This window comes from Paenibacillus sp. FJAT-27812 (assembly GCF_001273905.1).
In the GTDB taxonomy this organism is placed as follows: Bacteria; Bacillota; Bacilli; order Paenibacillales; family Paenibacillaceae; genus Pristimantibacillus.
In genome coordinates this window covers 5,962,801-5,985,059 of sequence record NZ_LIGH01000001.1, presented here as the reverse complement: position 1 = coordinate 5,985,059, position 22,259 = coordinate 5,962,801, and the positions used below count along the sequence as shown (strand labels likewise).

Below are 22,259 nucleotides of genomic sequence, written 5' to 3'. Positions count from 1 at the left end.
ATTACGGTTGCGAAGCGTGACAAATTTCGCTACACTTTGAACGATAGTGTTTGATTAGGGGAGAGGACGATGACCGCGAAACAAAAAATGCGTCATGTGCTGGACATTATTGCGGACATGTTTCCAGATGCGCACTGCGAGCTTAATCACAGCAATCCGTTCGAACTTACGATAGCCGTGCTGCTGTCGGCGCAATGCACGGATGAAACGGTCAATAAAGTGACGGTGTCTTTATTTGAAAAATATAAGGGTCCCGAGGATTATTTGAGCGTACCGCTGGAGGAGCTTGAGCAGGACATTCGCCGCATCGGCTTGTTTCGCAGCAAAGCTTCCAATATACAAAAGCTATGCCGCATCGTCATAGATAAATATGGCGGGGAAGTGCCCGAAAGCCATGAGGGCTTGACCGAGCTTCCAGGCGTAGGCCGAAAGACGGCTAACGTCGTCATGTCCAATGCTTTTGGCGTTCCAGCTATTGCCGTTGACACGCATGTGGATCGAGTATCGAAGAGGCTGGGATTCGCAAAGGAAGCGGACTCGGTGCTAGAGGTTGAGAAGAAGCTGATGAAGCTCGTACCGCGCGAGGAGTGGACCTTAACACACCACAGGCTGATCTTCTTTGGCCGCTATCATTGCAAAGCGCAAAGCCCGCAGTGCCCGATTTGTCCGCTGCTTGATTTGTGCAAAGAAGGAAAACAACGTATGAAGCCAGGTTTTAAAACAAAAAATAAGAGTATAAAACCTAAAATAGCCAATGAAGGATGATGAAAATGAACTGTATTTCCGTTTACACAAACAATTTTGAGCTTTTTTCCGATATTTACGAGCAGGTGCTTGAGTCTCCGCCAGAGGAGAACGAAGACCTAGTCGTTGAAGGAATTACAGTAAGCGGCTCCGGCGACGTGCCTGAGCAATACATCGAGCGTATGCGCGTAAAACCTGAGGTTGTCGTGATGAGAGACAAAGAGCGCAACATTATGATTTTGCAGCACGGCAATGTATTTGAAATTTGTTTGCCGTCTGAAGAAGAGCAAGCCGTTTAAGGAGAAGCAAATGACAGAAATAACGGTGCATAGCATAGCGGGAGCTATATCCGAGGCAGCAAGCCTTATGGAAGCGGCAGGAGATACATTACATGCCAAGCAAGCACAGGAGCTAAACAGTAAGCTGACCGATGGTCGGCTTACTGTCGCTTTTTGTGGACATTTTTCGGCTGGCAAGTCAACTTTAATCAATCGGTTATGCGGCACGAAGCTGCTGCCGTCAAGCCCGATTCCGACCAGCGCAAACGTCGTATCGATTCGCGGCGGCGATCGTGCGTATGCGGCAGTAGAAACGCTTCGCGGCGGCGTGGCAACAAAAGCGGAAGTTCCAATCGATCAGCTTGATCGCTATTGCGTGGACGGTGAACAGTTTACGTCTGTATCTATCGTTTATCCGAGCGAGGTGCTAGGCGATCATACGGTTTTGCTTGATACCCCAGGTATCGACTCCACCGATGACGCGCATCGGATGGCAACGGAATCGGCGCTGCATCTTGCTGACGTCGTGTTTTATGTAATGGATTATAATCATGTGCAATCCGAAATCAATTTCTCTTTTGCCAAGCAGTTGAAGGACTGGGGCAAGCCCTTATATTTCATTGTGAATCAGATTGATAAACATCGCGATCGCGAGCTCTCCTTCGCCAGCTATCGCCAAAGTGTACAGGATGCGTTTCACGCTTGGCACTTGGAGCCGGCGGCGATCGTTTATTTGTCGTTGCGCGAGCCGGATCATCCGGAGCAGGAATGGGAGTCGCTGCTTGAGCTGCTCGATTCGCTGCAGAAGATTCGCAAGCCGCTATGCGTATACAGCGTAGACGCTTCCTTGCGCCATGTGGCGGCAGGGCATTTGAAATGGAGCGAGCTGCAAAGCGAGCCTGAGCGGGAACGGCTGCTTGCGGAGGCAGGCGGTGAGGAAGCAGCCGCGAAGGTTACGAGCGAGATGGACCGCTTGCAGGCGCTCATTGGCAAATTAGCGGGCGAAAAAGAAGTTTACCGCGGCCAGCTTCGCAAAGAGCTGCAGTCGCTGCTCGATAATGCCAACATAACGCCGGCAGCACTGCGTGATTTGGCACAGACGTTTCTAGAGAGCCGCAAACCCGGCTTTAAGGCGGGGCTGCTATTTGCGGCTGCAAAGACGGCTGCGGAGCAGGAGAGGCGCCTTGCGGCGTTCAGCGAGGAATTGAACAGCTTAATCAGCGCTTCAATTGACTGGCATGTGAAGCATTTGCTCCGCTTTGAGGCGGGGCGGATCGGATTTGACAGCGAGCGGCTGGAAGCAGAGCTCGCAAGAACGCTAGCTTGGCTGCCGGATTCGGAATGGCTGCTGGCGCGGGTTAAAGCTGGAGCCGTCATCGGGAATGAATATACGATGACGTACAGCCGCGACCTAGCCGCGGATGTGAAGTCGGTTTATCGCCAGCGGGCGCTTGAGCTGATCGATGCGCTGGCGGATCATGCGGCGGCGGTAGGCGAAGCATCCGCCGCTGAGGCACAGGCACAGCTGGCGGCGCTGCACGCGCAGGCTGGCGCTATTGGTGCGCTGTCTGCGCTTGCGAAGCGCGCTGATGAGCATGAGTCGCGGCTGGCGGCAGCGATGCCCGAGGCGCCGGCTAGGCCGGCTTTGCCGGCACCGCGCGCAGCTGGTGCGGTTGCGGATGTGTCCGCGGCCAGCGCTGTGGCGGCGGCGCGGGAAGCGCTGGCGAGCGATAGCGCGCGCGGCAGCGCAGCAGCGCCTAAGCGCGAGGCAGCAGGGCAGAGCGCCCTAGCTGGCGGAGCTGCTCTAGCGCAGCAGCATGGCGCTGCTGCGCGATTAACGAGCGCGGCGGAGCTGCTTGCACCGCATGCGGCTCTTGCGGCAGCTGCGCATGCGATGCGCGATAAGGCGAAGCGACTGCAGGACAGCCGCTTCACCATTGCCTTGTTCGGCGCCTTCAGCGCCGGCAAATCATCGCTTGCGAACGCGCTGATCGGCGAACCGGTGCTTCCGGTCTCGCCTAATCCGACGACCGCAGCGATCAACCGGCTCGTGCCTCCTACGGCGGAGCACGGCCATGGCACGGCGCGCATCGTCATGAAGTCGCGCGCCGCAATCGAAGACGACCTGCGCTATTCCTTGGCGCTGCTCGGCGAGAAAGCCGGCTCCGAGCATCTGCCGGATGCCGCTGCGCTGATGCGGGCGATTGACCGCCTAACCCCCGATTCCATCGGGGCTGGCGGCCGCCCGCACTTTAGCTTCCTGCGCGCCGCTCGCGCAGGCTGGGCAGAGCATGAATCGCTGCTTGGCGAGCAGCTCTCGGTTGATCAAGCGGAGTACGAGCGCTACGTTGCTGAGGAATCGCGCTCATGCTTCGTCAGCGAAATCGAGCTTCATTACGACTGCGCCCTGACGGCGCAAGGCATCGTCCTCGTTGACACGCCGGGCGCGGATTCCGTGAATGCCAGACATACGGGCGTTGCCTTTAACTATATCAAGAACGCCGATGCCGTTCTGTTCGTGACGTATTACAATCACGCCTTCTCCCAAGCCGACCGCCAATTTCTAATGCAGCTCGGACGGGTTAAGGATCAATTCGAGCTTGATAAAATGTTTTTCCTTGTGAACGCAGCCGATTTGGCGGCCGATCAAGAGGAGCTTGACGGCGTACTGAAGCATGTGGAAACGAACCTGCTGCAGCATGCGATTCGATCGCCGCGCCTATTTCCTGTGTCTAGCTTGCAAGCTCTTGACGGCAAGCTTGACGGAGACGCTGAGCTGCTCGCCCGATCAGGCATTGAAGCATTCGAGCAATCATTCCTTTCCTTTATTCAGAACGACCTCGGACGCCTTGCTATCGATGCGGCAGAGCAGGATTTGAAGCGTGCGGCAGCAACCGTTGCCGGCTGGCTTCAAAGCGCGGAGGGGGATGCAGCGGCGCGCGAAGCAGAGCTAAATATGCTTAAGCAAGCCGTAAGCGATGCCTCCAGCGAGATCGAAGCCTTGCAGTCAGGCGCTATGCCCGAACAGCTCAAGCAGGAGCTTAGCGAGCTATTGTATTATGTCGTCCAGCGAATTCAGTATCGCTTTGGCGAGTTTTACAATCTCGCGTTCAACCCTGCGTCGCTGCAGGATGATGGACGTGATTTGCGCAAAGCGATATGGACTTCATGGCTTGAGCTGCAAAGGCTCGTCCAGCTTGAGCTGTCACAGGAGATGCTTGCGACTTCGCTTCGGATGGAGCGGGGCGTTCATTCGCTTCTTCAAAAGCTTTACGCTGGCACGGCGCAGCGCCTTGAAGCGGCTATAGCCGCTTACAGCGCGATCCCTTATGCACCGGCCGCTTTGCCAACACCGGAGGAGCCAGCCGCATGGGAAGCAACAACGATCGATTCAAAGCTCCTTTGGAGCCGATTCAAATCGCCGCGTCAATTTTTCGAAGGCGAAGGCAAGACTTTGCTTCGCAAAGAGCTTGAAACACTGCTTGCTCCTTCATTAAATGGATGGATGGCAGAGCAAACGGCGCTATGGACTGCGCTATACGAGCAGATCTGGCAGAACGCTGCTGTTCAAGCAGGCGGCCAGCTGCAAACGGATATGCTTGCATACGAAAGCGGCAAGCGCAGCTCGTTAACTGGAAACGCAAATACGGCTGAGCTGAAGCAGCTGTACGCGCAGCTCATTCATCTCTAATTGTCAATGAATGTCGACTGTTCTATCGCATTAACAGCTGAATGCTTTTGCTGGCGCCAAACGCGCCCGCAAAAGCTTTTTTTATTTTAGTGTGTTTTTGTGCAAAAAGTGAGCAATAGGCACATATTTGTCATGATTTAGGACCATTTGGGAGCATTAACCGTTTCCAATTTCCATATCGCGGCTTTAAGCGGTTTCTATCACATATATGCATATTTATACTGTTTGCTCGCTTATCACGATGCTGATAATATTCATTCATACTTACAAAATAGATACGGGGAGATGGATTTACTTGGACGTTTTAAGGCAGTTGAAAGCATTCTATTGGGCGGAGCGAAAATTTCTGTTCTCCTCCATATTATGCTTAATGTTCGCTACGGCGCTCGGACTTGTCTATCCGAATTTGCTGCGATATCTCATTGATGATGTGATCACGCCAGGAAAATTCGAATTAGTGCCGACACTTGCTTTTACCGTAGTAGGAGTTGTTACGTTTAAAGGCTGCATGCAGTTTTTACACGGATTTTTTGGCGGACGCCTTGGCAACCGCGTGGCGTTCCGTATGAGAAACGCTTTGTACGACAAGCTGCAAACGCTGTCCTTTCAGTATTACGACAAAGCGAAGACAGGCGACCTAATGTCTCGCCTTACAGCGGATCTGGAAGCCATCCGCAACTTTATCGGCTTTGGCTTTGCGCAAATTTTGAACATGGTGCTGATGATCGTGTTCGGCGGAGCGATGATGCTATCGATTCATTGGCAGCTTACGCTTATTACGCTGGTGACAATCCCGCTGCTCGGCTTTGCCGCAATTCGCTTCGAGCGCAACATTCACCCTGCATTCCGTGAAATGCGTCAAGCGATGAGCAACCTAACGACTGCGGTTCAAGAAAACATTACGGGCGTACGTACGGTCAAATCGTTTGCGCGCGAATCGCATGAGGTTTCAAAGTTTTCCGTGCGCAGCGAGGCGTATCAAACGAACCAAGTCGGCGCCGCAAAAATTTGGGCTAAATTTTTCCCGGTTATGGAGCTTGTAGCTAACTTAAGCGCTGTCATCCTGCTCGTCACCGGCGGTATTCTCGTCATTAATGGTTCACTGAAGCTTGGTGAATTCGTCGCATTTTTCAGCTTGATTTGGTACATTATCGGTCCGATGTGGGGTCTTGGCTTCCATATCAACAACTACACGCAATTTAAAGCATCCGGCGAGCGTGTTCTCGGCTTGCTGAACGAGCATGTGCATGTCAAAAATTCCGAGCATGCCGTTGAAGTGAATAGCGAATCGGTGAAGGGACATGTTCGTTTTAATCATGTAACCTTCAGCTATCCGGACAAAACGCCAGCGGTAACCGATCTGGTGATCGATGCGCCGGCAGGCTCAGTGATTGGTTTCCTTGGCGCGACAGGGTCCGGGAAATCAACGATCATTCAATTGCTGATGAGAGCCTACAACGTGAAAAATGGCACGATTACGCTCGATGGCATCGATATCCGCAATCTGGATGTCGCAAGCCTGCGCCGCTTGATAGCGCCGGTATTCCAAGAAACATTTCTGTTCTCGGCTTCGATCCGCGACAACATCGCCTATGGCGTTAAGGATGTTACGCCAGATCAAATCGAGAAAGCTGCTAGGCTTGCCAAAGCTCATGATTTCATTATGGAGCTGCCCCTTGGCTACGATACGATCGTAGGCGAGAGAGGGATGGGCTTATCCGGCGGACAGAAGCAGCGGATCGCGATTGCGCGGGCGCTCATCAAAAATCCGCGCATTCTTATACTGGATGACGCGACCAGCGCCGTTGATATGGAAACCGAGCATGAAATTCAAGCCGGCTTCAAGGAGCTGATGGCAGGCCGGACGACGTTCATTATCGCTCACCGGATCTCCTCGCTCAGACACGCCGATGAAATCATCGTGCTGGACAATGGTCATATCGTTCAACGGGGAACGCATGCGCAATTAATTGCGCAGCATGGTCCATACCGCGACACTTACAACATTCAATATGCTGACTATCCGCTTGATGATTCGTCACTAGTTAAGCAAGCGCATGATCGGAAAGGGAGTACCGTATAATGAGCACGAGTGTCAAAGCTAAAGCGACTAACAAAAACGAACGCTTCATCTATCAAGACGACGAGCTGATTGAAAAACCGTTTAACTGGGGACAATTGCGTCGCTTGTTCATGTACATGAAGCCATACACGAAGCAATTAATGCCCGTTATTTTTATGATGATCCTTGGCACGATTACGCGCCTCGGCGTACCGGCGCTCGTTATTCTTGCCATTGACGAGGCGATCGCGCCTACAAACGGTGCTACAAGCGTTCCTAAGCTGCTTATCTTCGCCGGCATCATGCTGTTGTTATATGTTATCCAATGGGCATCCAATACGTACCGGATCAAATACACGAATATTATCGGGCAAAGCGTCATCTACGACCTTAGAAATCATTTGTTTCAGCATATTCAAAAATTGAGCTTCCGTTTCTACGATAAACGGCCAGCCGGCTCCGTTCTGGTTCGTGTAACGAACGACGTCAATGCGCTGCAGGACCTATTCACGAACGGGGTCGTCAACCTGCTGATGGACTGTGTCCAGCTGTTTGGTATCGTCATCATCCTGCTTGTGTGGAACTTTAAGCTTGGACTCGCGGTCATGATTACGGTGCCGCTTATGTTCCTCGTCTCGACGACGCTGCGCAAAAGAATTCGATTTGCCTGGCAGGATGTAAGGATTAAGCAATCGCGCATCAACTCCCACTTGAACGAAAGTATTCAAGGGATGAAGGTTACGCAGGCTTACGTGCAAGAAAAAGACAATATGAGCTTCTTTGATCATATGAACACGGTCAATGTGAAGTCATGGAACAAAGCATCTGCGCTCAACCAGGCCTTTGGACCTGTAATCGAGGTTACATCGGCAATCGGTACATTTATTTTGTTCTGGTACGGCGCGCATCTCATTCAAACAGAAGCAATCACCGTCGGGCTTCTAGTCGGCTATGCCAACTACATCGGCAACTTTTGGGACCCGATCAACCGTCTAGGCCAAATGTACTCCCAGCTGCTCATTGCAATGGCATCGTCAGAGCGTATCTTCGAATTTATCGATGAAGAGCCGACGGTTGCTGAGCTGACGGAAGCGAAACCGCTGCCTAAAATTAAAGGCGACGTGAAGTTTGACCATATCGTCTTCGAATACGAGAAGGGCAGGCCCGCTCTCAAGGGTGTTACGATTGATGTAAAAGCAGGTCAATCCATTGCGCTCGTCGGCCATACCGGTTCTGGCAAAAGTACGATCATTAACCTGCTATGCCGCTTCTATGACCCTGTAGAAGGCCGCGTGCTGATTGATGGCATCGATATCCGTGATGTGAGCATCGAGAGCTTGCGCTCGCAGGTGGGCATCGTGCTTCAGGATACGTTTATTTTTGCAGGCACGATCCGAGACAATATCCGCTATGGCCGCCTGAATGCGACAGACGCGGAAGTTGTGAAGGCTGCGCAGGCGGTCAATGCCCACGATTTCATTATGGGGCTGCCTGATGGGTATGACACGCAGGTTGAGGAGCGAGGCAATGTGCTTTCCATGGGACAACGCCAGCTATTGTCATTCGCGCGTGCTTTGCTTGCCGATCCGCAAATTTTGATTCTGGATGAAGCAACTGCGAGCATCGATACCGAAACCGAGCTAAAAATCCAAGAAGCGCTTAAAGCGCTCCTTGCAGGACGTACATCCTTTATGATCGCTCACCGCTTGTCGACCATTCGCCATGCCGATGAAATTATCGTGCTGGATCATGGCCAGATCGTTGAGCAAGGCAATCATGAGTCGCTTATCGCAAAGCGCGGCGTTTATAACGGCTTGATCGAAGCGCAGTACCGTTTTCTATAACAGATAAGTCAGACACGGACAGCATTGCATTTTATAAAAATGATTGATTTTTATCGTTAGAACCTCCACAATGGAAGAAAAAACGAACCGATTCGCTTAAGTCTACAGCTATCGCTGTGGTTAACGAATCGATTTGCTTCCAGGAGGTTCTTTTTCTTTATGTATGGATCACCGTTAACATCGAATGCTCGCAAGCTGCTGCTATTAGGCTCAGGTGAACTAGGCAAAGAGGTTGTGCTTGAAGCGCAGCGGCTTGGCGTCGAGACGATTGCTGTAGACCGTTATGCTAACGCCCCGGCTATGCAGGTTGCTCATCGCAGCTATACGACCGATATGCTTGACGGAGCAGAGCTTCGCCGGATTATCGAGAAAGAACGGCCGGACTTTATCGTTCCTGAGATCGAGGCGATTGCTACGGAAACGCTCCTCGAGCTGGAGAAGGAAGGGCACCGCGTTATACCTACCGCTCGCGCCGCTTGGCTGACGATGGACCGTGAAGGCATTCGCCGCCTTGCCGCTGAAACCTTGGAGCTTCCAACGGCGCCGTACCGGTTTGCCGATACGCTGGACGAGCTGCGCCAGGCGGCAGAGGCTCTCGGATTTCCTTGCGTCATCAAACCGATTATGAGTTCTTCAGGGAAAGGGCAAAGCGTCTGCCGCTCCGAAGCGGAGCTTGAAGAATGCTGGAATTATGCGATGGAGGGCGGCCGCGCCAAAAAACAGCGCATTATCGTGGAGGGCTTCATTACGTTTGAGTCCGAAATTACGCTGCTGACGATTCGGTCTGTTTCCGGGACAAGCTATTGCCCGCCGATCGGCCATGTTCAGAAGGACGGCGATTACATTGAATCGTGGCAGCCGCATGAAATGACCGAGCAGCAAATCGCGCAAGCGGAAGCGATTGCTCTGCGCATTACAGATGAGCTTGGAGGCTACGGCATTTATGGCGTGGAGCTGTTCATTACGAAGGACGGCGTGTTGTTCAGCGAAGTGTCGCCTCGTCCGCATGATACGGGCATGGTAACGATGGCTACGCAGGATTTGTCCGAGTTTGCCTTGCATGTAAGAGCGATTCTAGGGTTTCCGATTCCGACGATTCGTCTGCTTTCGCCTGGCGCATCACATACGCTGAAAGCAGACCGGGAGTCAACGGCATTCCGTATTGGCGGAATTGAAGAAGCGCTTTCGGTTCCTAACACTCAGGTGCGTGTATTCGGCAAGCCGGAGACGAAGGTTGGACGCCGGATGGCGGTAGCGCTGAGCACTGCTTCGAATGTCGAGCAAGCGCGTGATTTGGCAAGAACAGCAGCTGAATCGCTTTATATCGATTACGATCAGCAATAAGCAGCAATAGTGACCGTTTCCAAGCGCAAAGGCTTAGAAACGGTCTTTTGCTGGAAAAAGGCTTAAATTTATTTTCCAGTTGATACTTGCAAGGAGCGCGGTTGGAGGCTATTATAATTAACGATCATTTTTTTAGTCAAATATGCCGTTTGCAAGAGCCGCAAATAGCATGAATTCATAATAAGGCAGGTGTCATCTTAATGGGCAAGAAACAAAAAAAAGCGGCTTCGCAACCGCCAAAAGCACAGCCAAAAAAAGAAGCCGACAATGGTCTGACGCTAAAGGATCTTCTCGGCAGCGATGTGCTTAACAAGCTTAAAGCGCAAGCGGATGAAATGAAGCAGGCGGAAGCAACGCGCAAGGAAGAGCTTCGCAAGCAGGAAGAAGAGAAGAAGAAGCAAGAGCAAAAACGTTTGGAAAATGACTTCTCTTATTTGCTGGATCATAGCGATCCGAACTGGTCCAAGCATAAATAGAGGTTATGCCTCTCCAAGCTTAAACAATGCCAAAAGCACCCTAGGGTGCTTTTTTTATGTCTATAGATTTTATAGCGCATTTTCTTTTGGTACATCAGTCGGTTCCAACTTAACAGTAAAGACTCCCGCTAATTTCACTAAAAACGATTATAAGACTCATTTAACTGGAATAACTCCTTGTAATTTGGAGAAATCGGCTTCATTTTCGAGTTTTGTGCTTCATTAGCGTGAGAAATTCCTTTTAAACCAACTTGATTGCAAAATGGATGCGAATTAGCATGAGTTTTTCCAGTTAATAAAATAAAAGTTACAATAACCGGATACAAACTAGCTAGGCTTGACCTGCAGTTAAACCCGACTACTCTAAAAAATCAATTATGATTGCTGCTTTAGCTTTGCTTCAAAATTCAAACAAGGCTTACCTGAGGATTGCAAGACGATGATGCTTGGCAGCATTTTTGTCTTAAAGCCAAAAGCTTTGCAGCCTTTCGGCGCGCCAGGGTCCCAGGTAACGAAATAATGTTTGCACTTCATGCAGTCAATGCGTTCATTCTCGCTCATTTGGCTACCTCAACCATATCGTTTTAAGTTTATTAATCGTTATACATATTACAAAAGGTAGGCGAGAATTGTCAAACTCTAACAATGATCCAATAAGCGAATGCCGCTTTTGCCTCCGCCCCCTTTATTTTTTTCGAAGCGTTATACATAAATCCCATTTATCTGCAAAACATGCTAACAACAACTATTAACGCAGCGCATACTTGCAAAGCTATGTGAGGAGGAAAGATACAACTTGAAAGCTACTTGGCTCTGGCGTTTTTTAGCGGTATCGTCGATATGCGCCACAACGTTGTTGTGCATTGGTTTTGGATGGGCAGTCAAGGACACTCTTTATCCAACTTTGGAATCAGGAGAGGCTGCCATAGAAATAAAACAAGATGCGATGACGCCAGAAGCAGGATCTCTAAAAGAGGCTAAGGAAATTCGGATCGTCGCGCTAGGCGATTCGCTTACCAAGGGAACTGGCGATCATACAGGCGAGGGATATGTAAAGCAAGCAGCCGAGGGTCTCCGCGACCAGTGGAAAAAGCCGGTTAAAATCGTTAACAACCTCGCGATAAACGGGTTGCGCGCGGATCAGCTCGCTGATCGGCTAGAGCATGATCAGGGCTTCGCTTATGCGCTCAAAAGCGCAAATTTAATTTTTTTGTCCATAGGCGGCAATGATCTATTTCAAAATACCCGTGCCAAAAATACCGGCCGCAAGCTGTCCGCTTACAGCATGTGGGGGCTGGCAACGGAGATTCCGGCAGCATTAAATCAATTGGCGAGGGTGGTTACGAGTCTGAACAAAATAAACAGCTCAGCCAAAAAGGTATATATAGGCTTATACAATCCCTTTTACGATATCAAGGAGCTTCGCGGCGGCAGTCTTGGCGTACAGCAGTGGAATGAAGAGGCCTATACGCTTCTGCACAGCTATCCGAATATGATGATGATTCCGACCTTTGACTTGTTTGAAGGGAAAATTGCCGAGCATGTCTCAAACGATCATTTTCATCCCAATCATGAAGGTTATGGCAAGATAGCGGCACGTATTTTGGATTCCTTGGATTAGTTGGGTTTAGAGCGCTTAAGAGTGGACAAAGCTGGTACGAAATGCCCCATCAGGAGGAGATCATGATGAAACCCGTTCTATCCGTCACCCGGCTGCACAAAAAAATTCGCGGTAAAACGATCATCCATGATGTTAGCTTTGAAGTAAACGAAGGGGAAATTTTTGGTTTCTTAGGTCCTAACGGTTCCGGCAAAACGACAACCATCCGCATGCTGGTCGATCTTATCAAACCAACCTCGGGTGAGGTTTATATAGGCGGCTATCATGTGCACAAGGAGCCTGAGAAGGCTTTGCGCCTTGTCGGCTGTATCGTGGAGAATCCAGAGGTATACACGTATTTGACCGGCTTTGAAAATCTGGCTTACTTTGCGAGGATGATGAAAGGGATCGACGAGGCCCGAATTTGGGAGGTCATTCGCATCGTGAGACTGGAGGAGCGCATTCATGAAAAAGTGAGAACCTATTCGCTTGGCATGAGGCAAAGGCTGGGCATCGCCCAAGCGCTGCTCGGAAAGCCCAAGCTGCTTATTTTGGATGAACCAACGAATGGGCTTGATCCAAAAGGCATCAAGGAGCTGCGTGAGTTTGTCCGAATGCTGGCGGATGATGGGATGAGCGTTTTTATATCCAGTCATCTGCTTAGTGAAATACAGCTTATGTGCGATCGGGTAGCTATTATTAACGGCGGCCGCGTGCTTGCTGAGGGCAAGGTGGATGACCTGGTTGAGCAGGCTAGCGGCTATGTGATCTGGCAGCTGGATAAGCCGGAGCTTGGCAAGCGGGTGCTCGAAGGCAATCGGGAAATTGCATTCATAAAGCGTGATTCACAGTTGCTGGATGAAAGCATGCTAGCCGGCATGCCGGATGCCATCATTACGACGATGGATACGGATCAAATTCCTGGCAGTGTTGAGCAGCTTGTTGAGCGGCATATCGGGGTGATGTCCGTGCATCAAGTAGCACCTACGCTGGAGGAGCTATTTTTAACGTTGACGGAGGGGGAGACAAGTGACTAGCTTATTGCCGCTCATCCAAAACGAGATGCTGAAAATATGGAAGAAAAAAAGATTTTTTGTAATCGTACTGATTTTGCTTGCGCTTATTCCGATTTTTACTTACGCTGAGCTGAAGGTTGTGAAAAATAACGAAGCCAAATTTTCAGATTGGCGCAATCAGGTGCTGCAGCAGATTACCGATATGGAAAATACGCTGTCAAGCGACCGTATTCCGGACGAATGGAAGCGGAGCAGGCGCGCAGCCGTGCAGCAGCTGCAGTATTATTTGGACCATGATGTTAATCCAAGCGCTCCTAACGGTGCAACGTTCACAAGAAGCTTTCTGGATAATGCCGTAACTTTATTTATTCCAATGCTCGTCTTGGCGCTAGGAGCAGACATTGTATCGAGCGAACGGACGTCGGGAACGATTAAAATGCTGCTCACCAGGCCGGTTCGACGGTGGAAGGTGTTGCTTAGCAAGCTTATTGTGTTAACCTTATATGTATCGCTTACGGTCGTCATTACCGCTTTATTATGTTATTTGCTCTCCGGCTTGTTTTTTGGTTACTCGGGCTGGACGATGCCCGTATTTACCGGCTTTCAAATGAGAGGATCAGCGATTGATCCATCAAATGCGCATGCAGTGCCCCAGTGGATTTATATATGGATGCAATCGGGATTGGCGTGGTTCTCTGCGATGACGGTTGCTCTGCTGGCTTTTATGGTTTCGGTTCTTATCCGCAGCACGACCGCCAGCATGGTGACGATGATGGCGGCTGTTATTACGGGTACGATTTTATCAGGCATGACATCTTCTTGGACTAGCGCCAAATATTTATTCGCCGTGAATTTGAAGCTGACCGCTTATTTGGACGGTTCGCCGCCTCCGATAGAAGGAATGTCATTGCCGTTTTCCCTTACGGTGCTTGCGGTTTGGGGAATTGTTGCAGTAGTCTTGTCCTTTGGCGTCTTTACGAAACAGGACATCTTGAATTAAAATAGCTTGAAGATACGGAAACGTGATTACAGATTGGGGGACGCTCATGTCAGAGCAAACAGATCTCTTCGCTAATACAGCGGCCGCAGACAGGAACTACGAGGCCGATGATATACAGGTGCTTGAAGGATTAACCGCTGTACGCAAAAGGCCAGGTATGTACATAGGCAGTACTAGCAGTTCAGGCCTGCATCACCTCGTTTGGGAAATCGTCGATAATGCGGTCGATGAGCATTTGGCCAAATTTTGTTCGGCGATTGAAGTAACGCTGCATAAGAATGGCGCAGTAACCGTTCATGATAATGGACGCGGAATTCCAACCGGCATGCATAAGACCGGTATACCGACGCCGCAGGTCGTGTTTACGATTTTGCACGCGGGCGGAAAGTTTGGCGGCGGGGGATACAAGAAATCCGGCGGCTTGCACGGCGTTGGCGCATCGGTTACGAATGCCTTGTCGGAATGGCTCGAGGTTGAAATCTTCCGTGACGGCAAAATCCATCGTCAGCGTTTTGAATATTGGGTGGATGAGGCTGGCCGGGAGCATGTCGGGGAGCCGGTTCGTGGTCTAGAGGTGATCGGATCGACGAATCGCACGGGCACGAAGGTTACTTTTAAACCCGATGGCCGCGTGTTTCAGAACGGTACGACGCTAAGCTACGATACGCTTGCGGAGCGCTTGCAGGAAATCGCGTTCTTGAACTCCGGACTTAAGGTCTCGATTAAAGACGACCGCAGCGGCAAGCAGGACGTGTTTCACTACGAAGGCGGAGCGCGTCAATTCGTTCAGTTTCTGAACGAGGACAAAACGGTTCTGCATGACGTGATTCATTTTGCGAGCGAGCGGGATGAAATTGAAGTAGAGGTTGCTCTGCAGTATAACGATGGGTATACCGAGACGATCGCTTCATTCGTCAACTCCATTCCAACGCGCGGCGGCGGTACTCATGAAACCGGTTTTAAAACGGCATACACGCGCGTCATGAACGATTACGCCCGCAAAGCAGCTATGCTCAAGGAAAAGGACAAAAACCTTGAGGGCAATGATTTGCGCGAAGGCATGATGGTCGTTATTAATATTAAAATGTCTGAGGTCGAATTCGTCGGCCAAACTAAGGATCAGCTCGGAAGCTCCTCCGCTCGGAGCGCAGTTGATGCGATCGTTACCGAGAAAATGCAGGTTTTTCTGGAAGAGAACCCGCAAATTGCGCAAATGCTGCTTAAGAAATCGCTGCAAGCATCGAAAGCGCGCGAAGCCGCACGCAAAGCACGCGAGGAGATTCGCAGCGGCAAGAAGAAGAGCGAGAGCTCGAACCTCAACGGCAAGCTGACTCCGGCGCAGTCCAAGGACTATACGCGCACAGAGCTATTTATTGTGGAAGGCGATTCAGCGGGCGGTTCTGCGAAGCAGGGGCGCGATTCGAAATATCAGGCACTGCTGCCGCTTAAGGGCAAGCCGATGAATCCGGAGAAAGCCAAGCTTATTGATATTTTGAAAAACGACGAGTACAAAGCGATCATTTCGGCTATCGGCGCGGGCGTAGGCTCGGAGTTTGCTGCCGAGGAATGCAACTATAATAAAATTATTATTATGACGGATGCGGATACAGACGGTGCCCATATTCAAGTGCTGCTCCTTACTTTTTTCTATCGTTATATGAAGCCGTTAATCGATTTGGGACGCGTATATATCGCACAGCCGCCATTGTACAAAATTACTCGTAAATCAGGAAAGCTGGAAACGATTCGTTACGCTTGGACGGACGAGCAATTGCAAAACTATTTGAAGGAATACGGAAAAAACTACGAGCTTCAGCGCTATAAAGGACTTGGCGAGATGAATCCCGACCAGCTGTGGGAGACGACAATGGACCCGGAGAAACGGACTCTATTGCAAGTTCAAATCGAGGATGCAGCCAAAGCGGAGCGCAGGGTATCTACGCTTATGGGTGATAAGGTTGATCCGCGCAAGCGCTGGATCGTTGAGAATGTCGACTTTATGGAGTATGAGGAATAGGGGGAATTCTGCATGAGTATGCTGGAACAGTTTTTACCGGCGTTTTTGGAGGAGGTTGTAGGAGACCGCTTCGGACGCTATTCAAAGTATATTATTCAGGATCGTGCCATTCCTGACGTTCGCGATGGCTTAAAGCCGGTGCAGCGGCGTATTCTATATGCGATGTACGATTCAGGCAATACGCCGGATAAGCAATACCGGAAATCGGCTAAAACGGTCGGCGACGTTATGGGTAACTACCACCCGCACGGTGATTCATCCATCTACGAGGGTATGGTACGGATGGCGCAGCCATGGAAGATGGGGCATCCGCTCGTAGACGGTCACGGCAACTGGGGCTCGCAGGATGATGATCCGGCAGCGGCTATGCGTTATACGGAAGCGCGCTTATCGCCGATCGCGATGGAGCTGCTGCGTGATATTGAGAAAAGAACGGTTCAATTCAAAGATAATTTCGATAATACGACGAAGGAGCCGGTTGTGCTGCCGTCGCGGTACCCTAACCTGCTCGTTAACGGGACCAGCGGCATCTCTGCCGGCTTTGCCACGGAAATACCGCCCCATAACCTGCGAGAGGTTATAGACGCTTGTATCGCGCTTATGGGAAGCCCTGAGCTTACGCTTGAGGAGCTTATGACCTATGTGAAGGGCCCGGATTTTCCTACCGGCGGCATAATCATGGGCGAAGAAGGTATCCGGGACGCTTACGCGACCGGAAAAGGCCGTATTTATATACGTGCCAAAACCGCGATCGAGGAAATGCGCGGAGGCAAGCAGCAGCTCGTCATTACTGATATTCCGTACCAGGTCGTAAAATCCAGACTCGTTACCGCGATGGAAAACATTCGTCTGGAGAAGAAGGTCGAAGGGATCGCAGAGGTTCGCGACGAAAGCGGGCGCAATGGCCTTCGCATCGTAGTTGAATTTAAGAAGGATGCGGACGCGCAGGGCATTTTGGCTTATTTGTTCAAGAAAACAGATCTACAGGTAGCCTACAGCTTCAATATGGTCGCAATCGTGAACAAAACGCCGATGCAGCTTGGCTTGAAACAAATCTTATCCGCCTATATCGAGCATCAGAAGGAAGTCGTAACTTTCCGCACGAAGTACGATCTCGAGAAGGCTGAGGATCGGGCGCATGTCGTCGAAGGTCTAGTAAAGGCTCTCAATATTTTGGACGAGGTTATTGCAACGATCAAAGCCTCGAAAAACCGCGGCGACGCACAGGATAACCTGATTGCGAAGTTCGGCTTCACCGCACGCCAAGCGGATGCGATTCTTACGTTGCAGCTGTACCGATTAACGAACCTTGAAATTACGACGCTTGAGAAAGAGCTGAAGGAAGCGATGAAGAAGATCGCTTACTTGAAATCGATCTTGGCGAGCGACAAGAAGCTGATTGGCGTAATTAAGGACGAGCTTCTTGAAATCCAAACGAAATACGGCATTGACCGGCGTTCCGATCTTCGCGGAGAAATCGAGGAGCTGAAGGTTAACCTTGAAGTGCTTGTTACAGCTGAGGATGTTCTCGTTACGCTTAGCCAAGACGGCTATGTAAAACGGACAAGCATGTTATCCTTCACCAGATCAGGCGGAGAGCGGCAAAATACAGGAGTGAAGGAAGGCGACTTCGTAAGAGAGCTGCTTGAGGTCAATACGATTGACAATTTGCTGCTATTTACGAAGAAAGGGCAATATTATTTATTGCCTGTCCATCAAATTCCGGAATTCAAATGGAAGGAAACAGGTACCGCAATCGTAAACGTCGTTCCGATGCCGAAGGACGATTCGATCGTGACTGTCATTCCAATTAAGGATATAGCAGCCTCCAGCGCTTCGTTGTTCTTCGTTACCAAAAAAGGACAGGTGAAGCGGACGGAGCTTAAGGAATACGCAACAACGAGATCAACTGCCGTTGCAGCCTGCAAGGTTTCTGAGGGCGACGAGGTTATCCGCGTCGTGTTGAGCGACAGCACGAAGCAATTGATGCTGGTCACGAAGCAAGGCATGAGCATTCGTTTTGCAGAGTCCGAGATTAATCCGATGGGAAGAGTGGCGACTGGCGTCAGGGGCATACAGCTCAAGGATGGCGATGAGATCATTGCCGCGGAACGTGTTGCAGAGGACGAGGGCGAAGTGCTCGTCATTACGGATATCGGCTATGCCAAACGATCGCTTCTACTGGATTATCCGATCCAGGGAAGAGGCGGCAAGGGTGTCCAAACGTTTGAGTTCAAGGAAGGCAAGCGCGTCCGTCCGAACGGCGCATCGCTGGTTGGTGCTTATTATTGCAGGGAGGCCAAAGAAATCGTGGCCATTACGACTTCAGGTGCGAAGCTGGTTGCAGCCTCTGAGAAAGCGCCAATTGAAGAGCGTAAAGCGATAGGTAAGCTCGTGTTCCCCGTCGAGAAAAATGATGTGATCACGAATACGCTTGCACGCTCTCTATTAGATTCTAGTCAAAAGGGCGATTAGGCGGGTCAAAACGTTCGATCACTTCCAATATAGCTTCAAGCATGACCCACAATGGAACCAGCTCATCCGGGCGGTCCAGCCATTGTGGGTCTTTTATGATGCCATAACTTTTAATTTTTTGAATAATGATCGCTTTTCTTTCTTCCACTGGGTTCACGCTCCTTACTATTTAAGCAAAAATAGACATAGCTCTGGGCCTTCGCCACATTGTATGTCTAACGCTGTCACAATGTTCGTTATTGTATCGATTAATATCGCAAATTATTAATTGGGTTAATCTTTAATTCGACATTAAAGACTGCTATAATGAATAGCAAATAGATGTAAATTGACAGGGAGCGGGTGTAAGCTATGGTATCTGGAGAATTTACTCGATTATGGACGAAGCTTTCGCGGGAATGGAAAAACAATTTAGAGCAGTCGCTTGCTCCTTTGACGGAAGGCCAGCTGAACGTGCTAGATTTATTGCTGCAGCATCAACCTATGAAACCATCGGATTTGCTTCAATATTTAGCGACCACGCCTGCTGCAATAACGACGCTGCTTGACCGAATGGAGAAAAATGGGCTTATTGAACGCACAAGGGATGATAATGATCGAAGAATCGTGTGGGTGTCTGTATCGGAGAAGGGCAAAGCGGAAGCGGAGCGCGGTACAACGATTCGGACCGAAATGATCGAACAATCGTTGGACCGCATTTCCTCTCATAATCAACAGCTGCTTGTTTATTTGCTTGGCAAAGTAGCCAATTTGTAAGTTTCTGCGAGCTACTCTGTTTTTTTCATGGAATCGAGCCGATTGCGCAGCATATCGTAATTTTTTTGGAGCATATCGTAGTCGGCTTGTGTTAGCAAGGTGTCGCTTGCAGCGGTGATCGTTTCTTCAATAGGCAAAATACGATAGCGGAATGCATGATCCGGCTTATAGCGATGCACCCATGTCGGAATCGATTCGATCTCGGTGAGGTCAATGGTACCGTCCGTCATATTTTTACGAACATTCACTTTGAATATAACTCCGTAATCCTTCGTTTCGCCCCGCTGATTGGAAATAAAATTACCCATAGAATAAATAATAAGTCCTTTTCTTACATGGCCATTTTCTTCGGTTGCTTCAACGACCTCATACGGCTGTACGACATGGGGATGAGAGCCTGCAACGATATCTGCCCCAGCTGCGATAAGCGCTCTGGCCAGACGCTTCTGCTCGTCATTTGGCGCTGTCTGGTACTCGGTACCGAAATGAAGGGATACCGTAATAAAATCGGCGCCAGCTTCACGAAGCTCTGCAATATCGGCTTTTATTTTTTGCTCATCGATTAACGAGATCAGATAAGGTTTGCCTTCAGGAACAGGAATGCCGTTCGTTCCATACGTATATGCAAGCAGTCCCATCACAATGCCGTTTTTCTCTGATAAGACAAGCTTGTCGGCTTCCTCTTGCGATGCGGCAGTTCCTTTGGACGGGAGGCCAAGTTTCTTTAAATTTTCAAGCGTACGCAGTATGCCCGATTCGCCTTGATCCAGAGAATGATTGTTTGCGTTCGTAATGAGGTTAAAGCCTGCGTTCTTTAGTGCTTCTCCAAGCTCAACAGGCGCGTTGAATTGCGGGTACCCTTTGTAGCCGAACTCTACGCCGGCAATCGGTGTCTCGAGATTGGCAATAACCCAGTCCCCTTGTTCCAAAATAGGCTTAACCGCTTTGAAAAAAGGATTGAAGTTATAGCGGTTCGTCTTTTTGTCATAAGCTCCGGGAAGTTGCGGCGTATGCATCATGACATCGCCTACTGCCATCCATACCGCATCTGCAAATTCAGGCTCTGGTGGTTCGGTTGGCGGCGGAGAAGGGGATGGAGATGGCGTCACAATAGCTATTTCATTAGGTGTGGTCACAGTGGTCGCTGCCGGAATAGCAGGTGGAGAAGCCCTATCGATAACGTAGGGCATCAAAAAAATAATCAACAAACCAATTAAGCTTAGCACTAATAAAACGGATTGGATTTTTCGGTGTCTTTTGCGGCGCGTCTTGTGCATGTCCGTCCGGTTACGCATCGCTTAACATTTTGGACGCAGCTTCAAGCTGCTCGGCAGACCACCAGGTCCATACATCCGAACCGCTCGGTATAGAGCGGAAGCTGATCCATTCCTTCGTAACGGGATGAGGAGCTGAAACCGAGGTTGACCATAGTGCGATGTCGCTCATGCCGGCAGTTGGCTTTGCGCCGTACTTTAGATCGCCTATGAGCGGACAGCCGATGTGCGCCATTTGGGCTCGTATTTGATGAGGCCTGCCTGTATGGAGCTTAACGGCAATTAATGAATACCGCCCGCTAACAGCTGCAACCTCGTAATCTAAAATGGCTTCCTTCGCATCATTCGTCGGCTTATTAAAAACGGTGACCTGATTTTGCTTATTATCCTTGCGGATATAATGCGTCAGCCTTGCATGCGGCTTGCTTGGAACGCCTTGCACCACGCAGACGTAAGTTTTGCCAAAATGGCGGCTGCGAACGGATTCAGACAATCTGGAGGCTGCTTTCGAGGTTTTGGCAAAAACCATCACGCCGCCAACCATTCGGTCAAGACGATGAACGAGGCCGAGAAATACGTTTCCCGGCTTGTTGTGTCGCTCTTTTAAATCCTGTTTAAGCAGCGTCAGCATGTCTGCATCGCCTGTGTCATCCTCTTGTGAGAGAATGCCAGGCGGCTTGACGACCGCCAGCACATGATTATCTTCAAATAAAACGGTGATGGCCATTACTTAGACTCCCAACGTCCCAATATTCCGCAAGGCAGGTTTAGGCCGGACTTCGTAATCGGCAAACCGATCTCGCCGCAATTAATTTCGCCGCCGTATTTGTCATTCATCGTCATGTGCAGCAGATTATGCAGCACAGAAGGCGATAAGCCTGTCGTATAAGAGTTAATCAATAGAAACAGCGGATTGTCGGATAAGATAGACGTACAAGATTGCAGAAACGGAAACAGATTTTCTTCAAGCTTCCACATCTCGCCGTTTGGACCGCGTCCATAGGAAGGAGGGTCCATAATGATCGCATCGTATTGCTTGCCTCGGCGCTGCTCACGCTGCACAAATTTAAATACATCGTCTGTAATATAACGGATTGGAGCGGATTCCAGTCCTGACAGCTGAGCGTTATCCTTCGCCCACTGAACCATCCCTTTGGCTGCGTCAACGTGGCAAACTTCCGCGCCTGCAGCGGCAGCAGCAACGGTAGCGCCCCCTGAGTATGCAAAAAGATTCAGCACGCGGATTGGACGGCCTGCCGATCTGATCTTGTCCATCATCCAGCTCCAGTTAACTGCTTGCTCCGGGAATAAGCCGGTATGCTTGAAGTTAGTCGGCTTAATGTGAAAGTTAAGCTCGCCATACGAAATCGTCCAGCGTTCAGGAAGCGTAGGATTCATCGACCATTGGCCTCCGCCGGAATTGCTCCGATGGTAATGGCCGTCTGCTTTTTTCCACAGGCCTGTTTCATTTGTGATCGGCCAAATGATTTGCGGATCTGGACGTCTGAGCGTATAGTTGCCCCAGCGTTCGAGCTTATCTCCGTCTCCCGTATCTATGACCTCGTAATCAACCCATTTATCTGCTATGTACATGTTTTTCGTAACCCTTCCTTGACGTTGTTTTTGTAATATAATAATGTCATCGCTAATTATATCGAAGCTAACACGATGAAGCAATGAAA

General features: G+C 50.1%; 17 protein-coding genes. 13 read left to right on the top strand and 4 right to left on the bottom strand.

What is annotated here, in order from left to right:
* Positions 1-69: 69 nt before the first annotated feature.
* From nth to gyrA, 12 genes are all read left to right on the top strand, one after another.
* Positions 70-765 (top strand): endonuclease III, encoded by a 696-nt coding sequence (gene nth / locus ADU23_RS25555; protein ID WP_053376336.1) that lies wholly within the window; start codon positions 70-72, stop codon positions 763-765.
* A gap of 5 nt (positions 766-770) precedes the next feature.
* Positions 771-1,043, top strand: a complete 273-nt coding sequence (locus ADU23_RS25550) for a hypothetical protein (protein WP_053376335.1) — start codon at positions 771-773, stop codon at positions 1,041-1,043.
* Between the two features lie 10 nt (positions 1,044-1,053).
* Positions 1,054-4,713, top strand: a complete 3,660-nt coding sequence (locus ADU23_RS25545; RefSeq protein WP_053376334.1) for a dynamin family protein — start codon at positions 1,054-1,056, stop codon at positions 4,711-4,713.
* Positions 4,714-5,008: 295 nt separating this feature from the next.
* Positions 5,009-6,796 (top strand): ABC transporter ATP-binding protein, encoded by a 1,788-nt coding sequence (locus tag ADU23_RS25540; RefSeq protein ID WP_053376333.1) that lies wholly within the window; start codon positions 5,009-5,011, stop codon positions 6,794-6,796.
* Complete coding sequence (locus ADU23_RS25535; protein WP_053376332.1) at positions 6,796-8,619, top strand: ABC transporter ATP-binding protein; 1,824 nt, start codon at positions 6,796-6,798, stop codon at positions 8,617-8,619. The genes ADU23_RS25540 and ADU23_RS25535 overlap by 1 nt, the downstream gene beginning before the upstream one ends.
* 159 nt (positions 8,620-8,778) lie before the next feature.
* Positions 8,779-9,963 (top strand): formate-dependent phosphoribosylglycinamide formyltransferase, encoded by a 1,185-nt coding sequence (purT, locus tag ADU23_RS25530; RefSeq protein ID WP_053376331.1) that lies wholly within the window; start codon positions 8,779-8,781, stop codon positions 9,961-9,963.
* A gap of 200 nt (positions 9,964-10,163) precedes the next feature.
* Entirely contained in the window at positions 10,164-10,439 is a 276-nt protein-coding gene (locus ADU23_RS25525) for a YqkE family protein (RefSeq protein WP_053376330.1), read from the top strand.
* A 796-nt stretch (positions 10,440-11,235) separates the two neighbouring features.
* The gene (locus tag ADU23_RS25515; protein ID WP_063846102.1) at positions 11,236-12,060 is read left to right on the top strand and encodes a GDSL-type esterase/lipase family protein; all 825 of its coding nucleotides are present in this window, start codon (positions 11,236-11,238) and stop codon (positions 12,058-12,060) included.
* A gap of 62 nt (positions 12,061-12,122) precedes the next feature.
* Positions 12,123-13,076, top strand: coding sequence for an ABC transporter ATP-binding protein (locus ADU23_RS25510; RefSeq protein ID WP_157265959.1), 954 nt, complete (start codon positions 12,123-12,125; stop codon positions 13,074-13,076).
* Complete coding sequence (locus tag ADU23_RS25505) at positions 13,069-14,055, top strand: ABC transporter permease (RefSeq protein ID WP_053376326.1); 987 nt, start codon at positions 13,069-13,071, stop codon at positions 14,053-14,055. Before ADU23_RS25510 ends, ADU23_RS25505 begins: the two co-directional genes overlap by 8 nt.
* 46 nt (positions 14,056-14,101) lie before the next feature.
* The gene (gene parE, locus ADU23_RS25500; RefSeq protein WP_053376325.1) at positions 14,102-16,072 is read left to right on the top strand and encodes a DNA topoisomerase IV subunit B; all 1,971 of its coding nucleotides are present in this window, start codon (positions 14,102-14,104) and stop codon (positions 16,070-16,072) included.
* A gap of 12 nt (positions 16,073-16,084) precedes the next feature.
* On the top strand, positions 16,085-18,547 hold the full coding sequence (gyrA, locus tag ADU23_RS25495; protein WP_053376324.1) for a DNA gyrase subunit A: 2,463 nt from the start codon (positions 16,085-16,087) through the stop codon (positions 18,545-18,547).
* On the opposite strand, the gene ADU23_RS33330 is transcribed toward gyrA, so the two are convergent.
* Complete coding sequence (locus ADU23_RS33330) at positions 18,528-18,695, bottom strand: hypothetical protein (protein WP_176707673.1); 168 nt, start codon at positions 18,693-18,695, stop codon at positions 18,528-18,530. The genes gyrA and ADU23_RS33330 overlap by 20 nt on opposite strands.
* Positions 18,696-18,898: 203 nt before the next feature.
* Between ADU23_RS33330 and ADU23_RS25490 the strand changes: the two genes are divergently transcribed.
* Entirely contained in the window at positions 18,899-19,303 is a 405-nt protein-coding gene (locus tag ADU23_RS25490) for a MarR family winged helix-turn-helix transcriptional regulator (protein ID WP_053376323.1), read from the top strand.
* Positions 19,304-19,314: 11 nt separating this feature from the next.
* Here the strand turns inward: ADU23_RS25490 and ADU23_RS25485 are convergent, their stop codons facing one another.
* The 3 genes from ADU23_RS25485 to ADU23_RS25475 form a co-directional block, all read right to left on the bottom strand.
* Positions 19,315-20,439 (bottom strand): CapA family protein, encoded by a 1,125-nt coding sequence (locus ADU23_RS25485; RefSeq protein WP_231637528.1) that lies wholly within the window; start codon positions 20,437-20,439, stop codon positions 19,315-19,317.
* A 151-nt stretch (positions 20,440-20,590) separates the two neighbouring features.
* Positions 20,591-21,304 (bottom strand): RluA family pseudouridine synthase, encoded by a 714-nt coding sequence (locus ADU23_RS25480; RefSeq protein WP_053376322.1) that lies wholly within the window; start codon positions 21,302-21,304, stop codon positions 20,591-20,593.
* Positions 21,304-22,170, bottom strand: coding sequence for a class I SAM-dependent methyltransferase (locus ADU23_RS25475; RefSeq protein WP_053376321.1), 867 nt, complete (start codon positions 22,168-22,170; stop codon positions 21,304-21,306). The genes ADU23_RS25480 and ADU23_RS25475 overlap by 1 nt, the downstream gene beginning before the upstream one ends.
* Positions 22,171-22,259 lie beyond the last annotated feature (89 nt).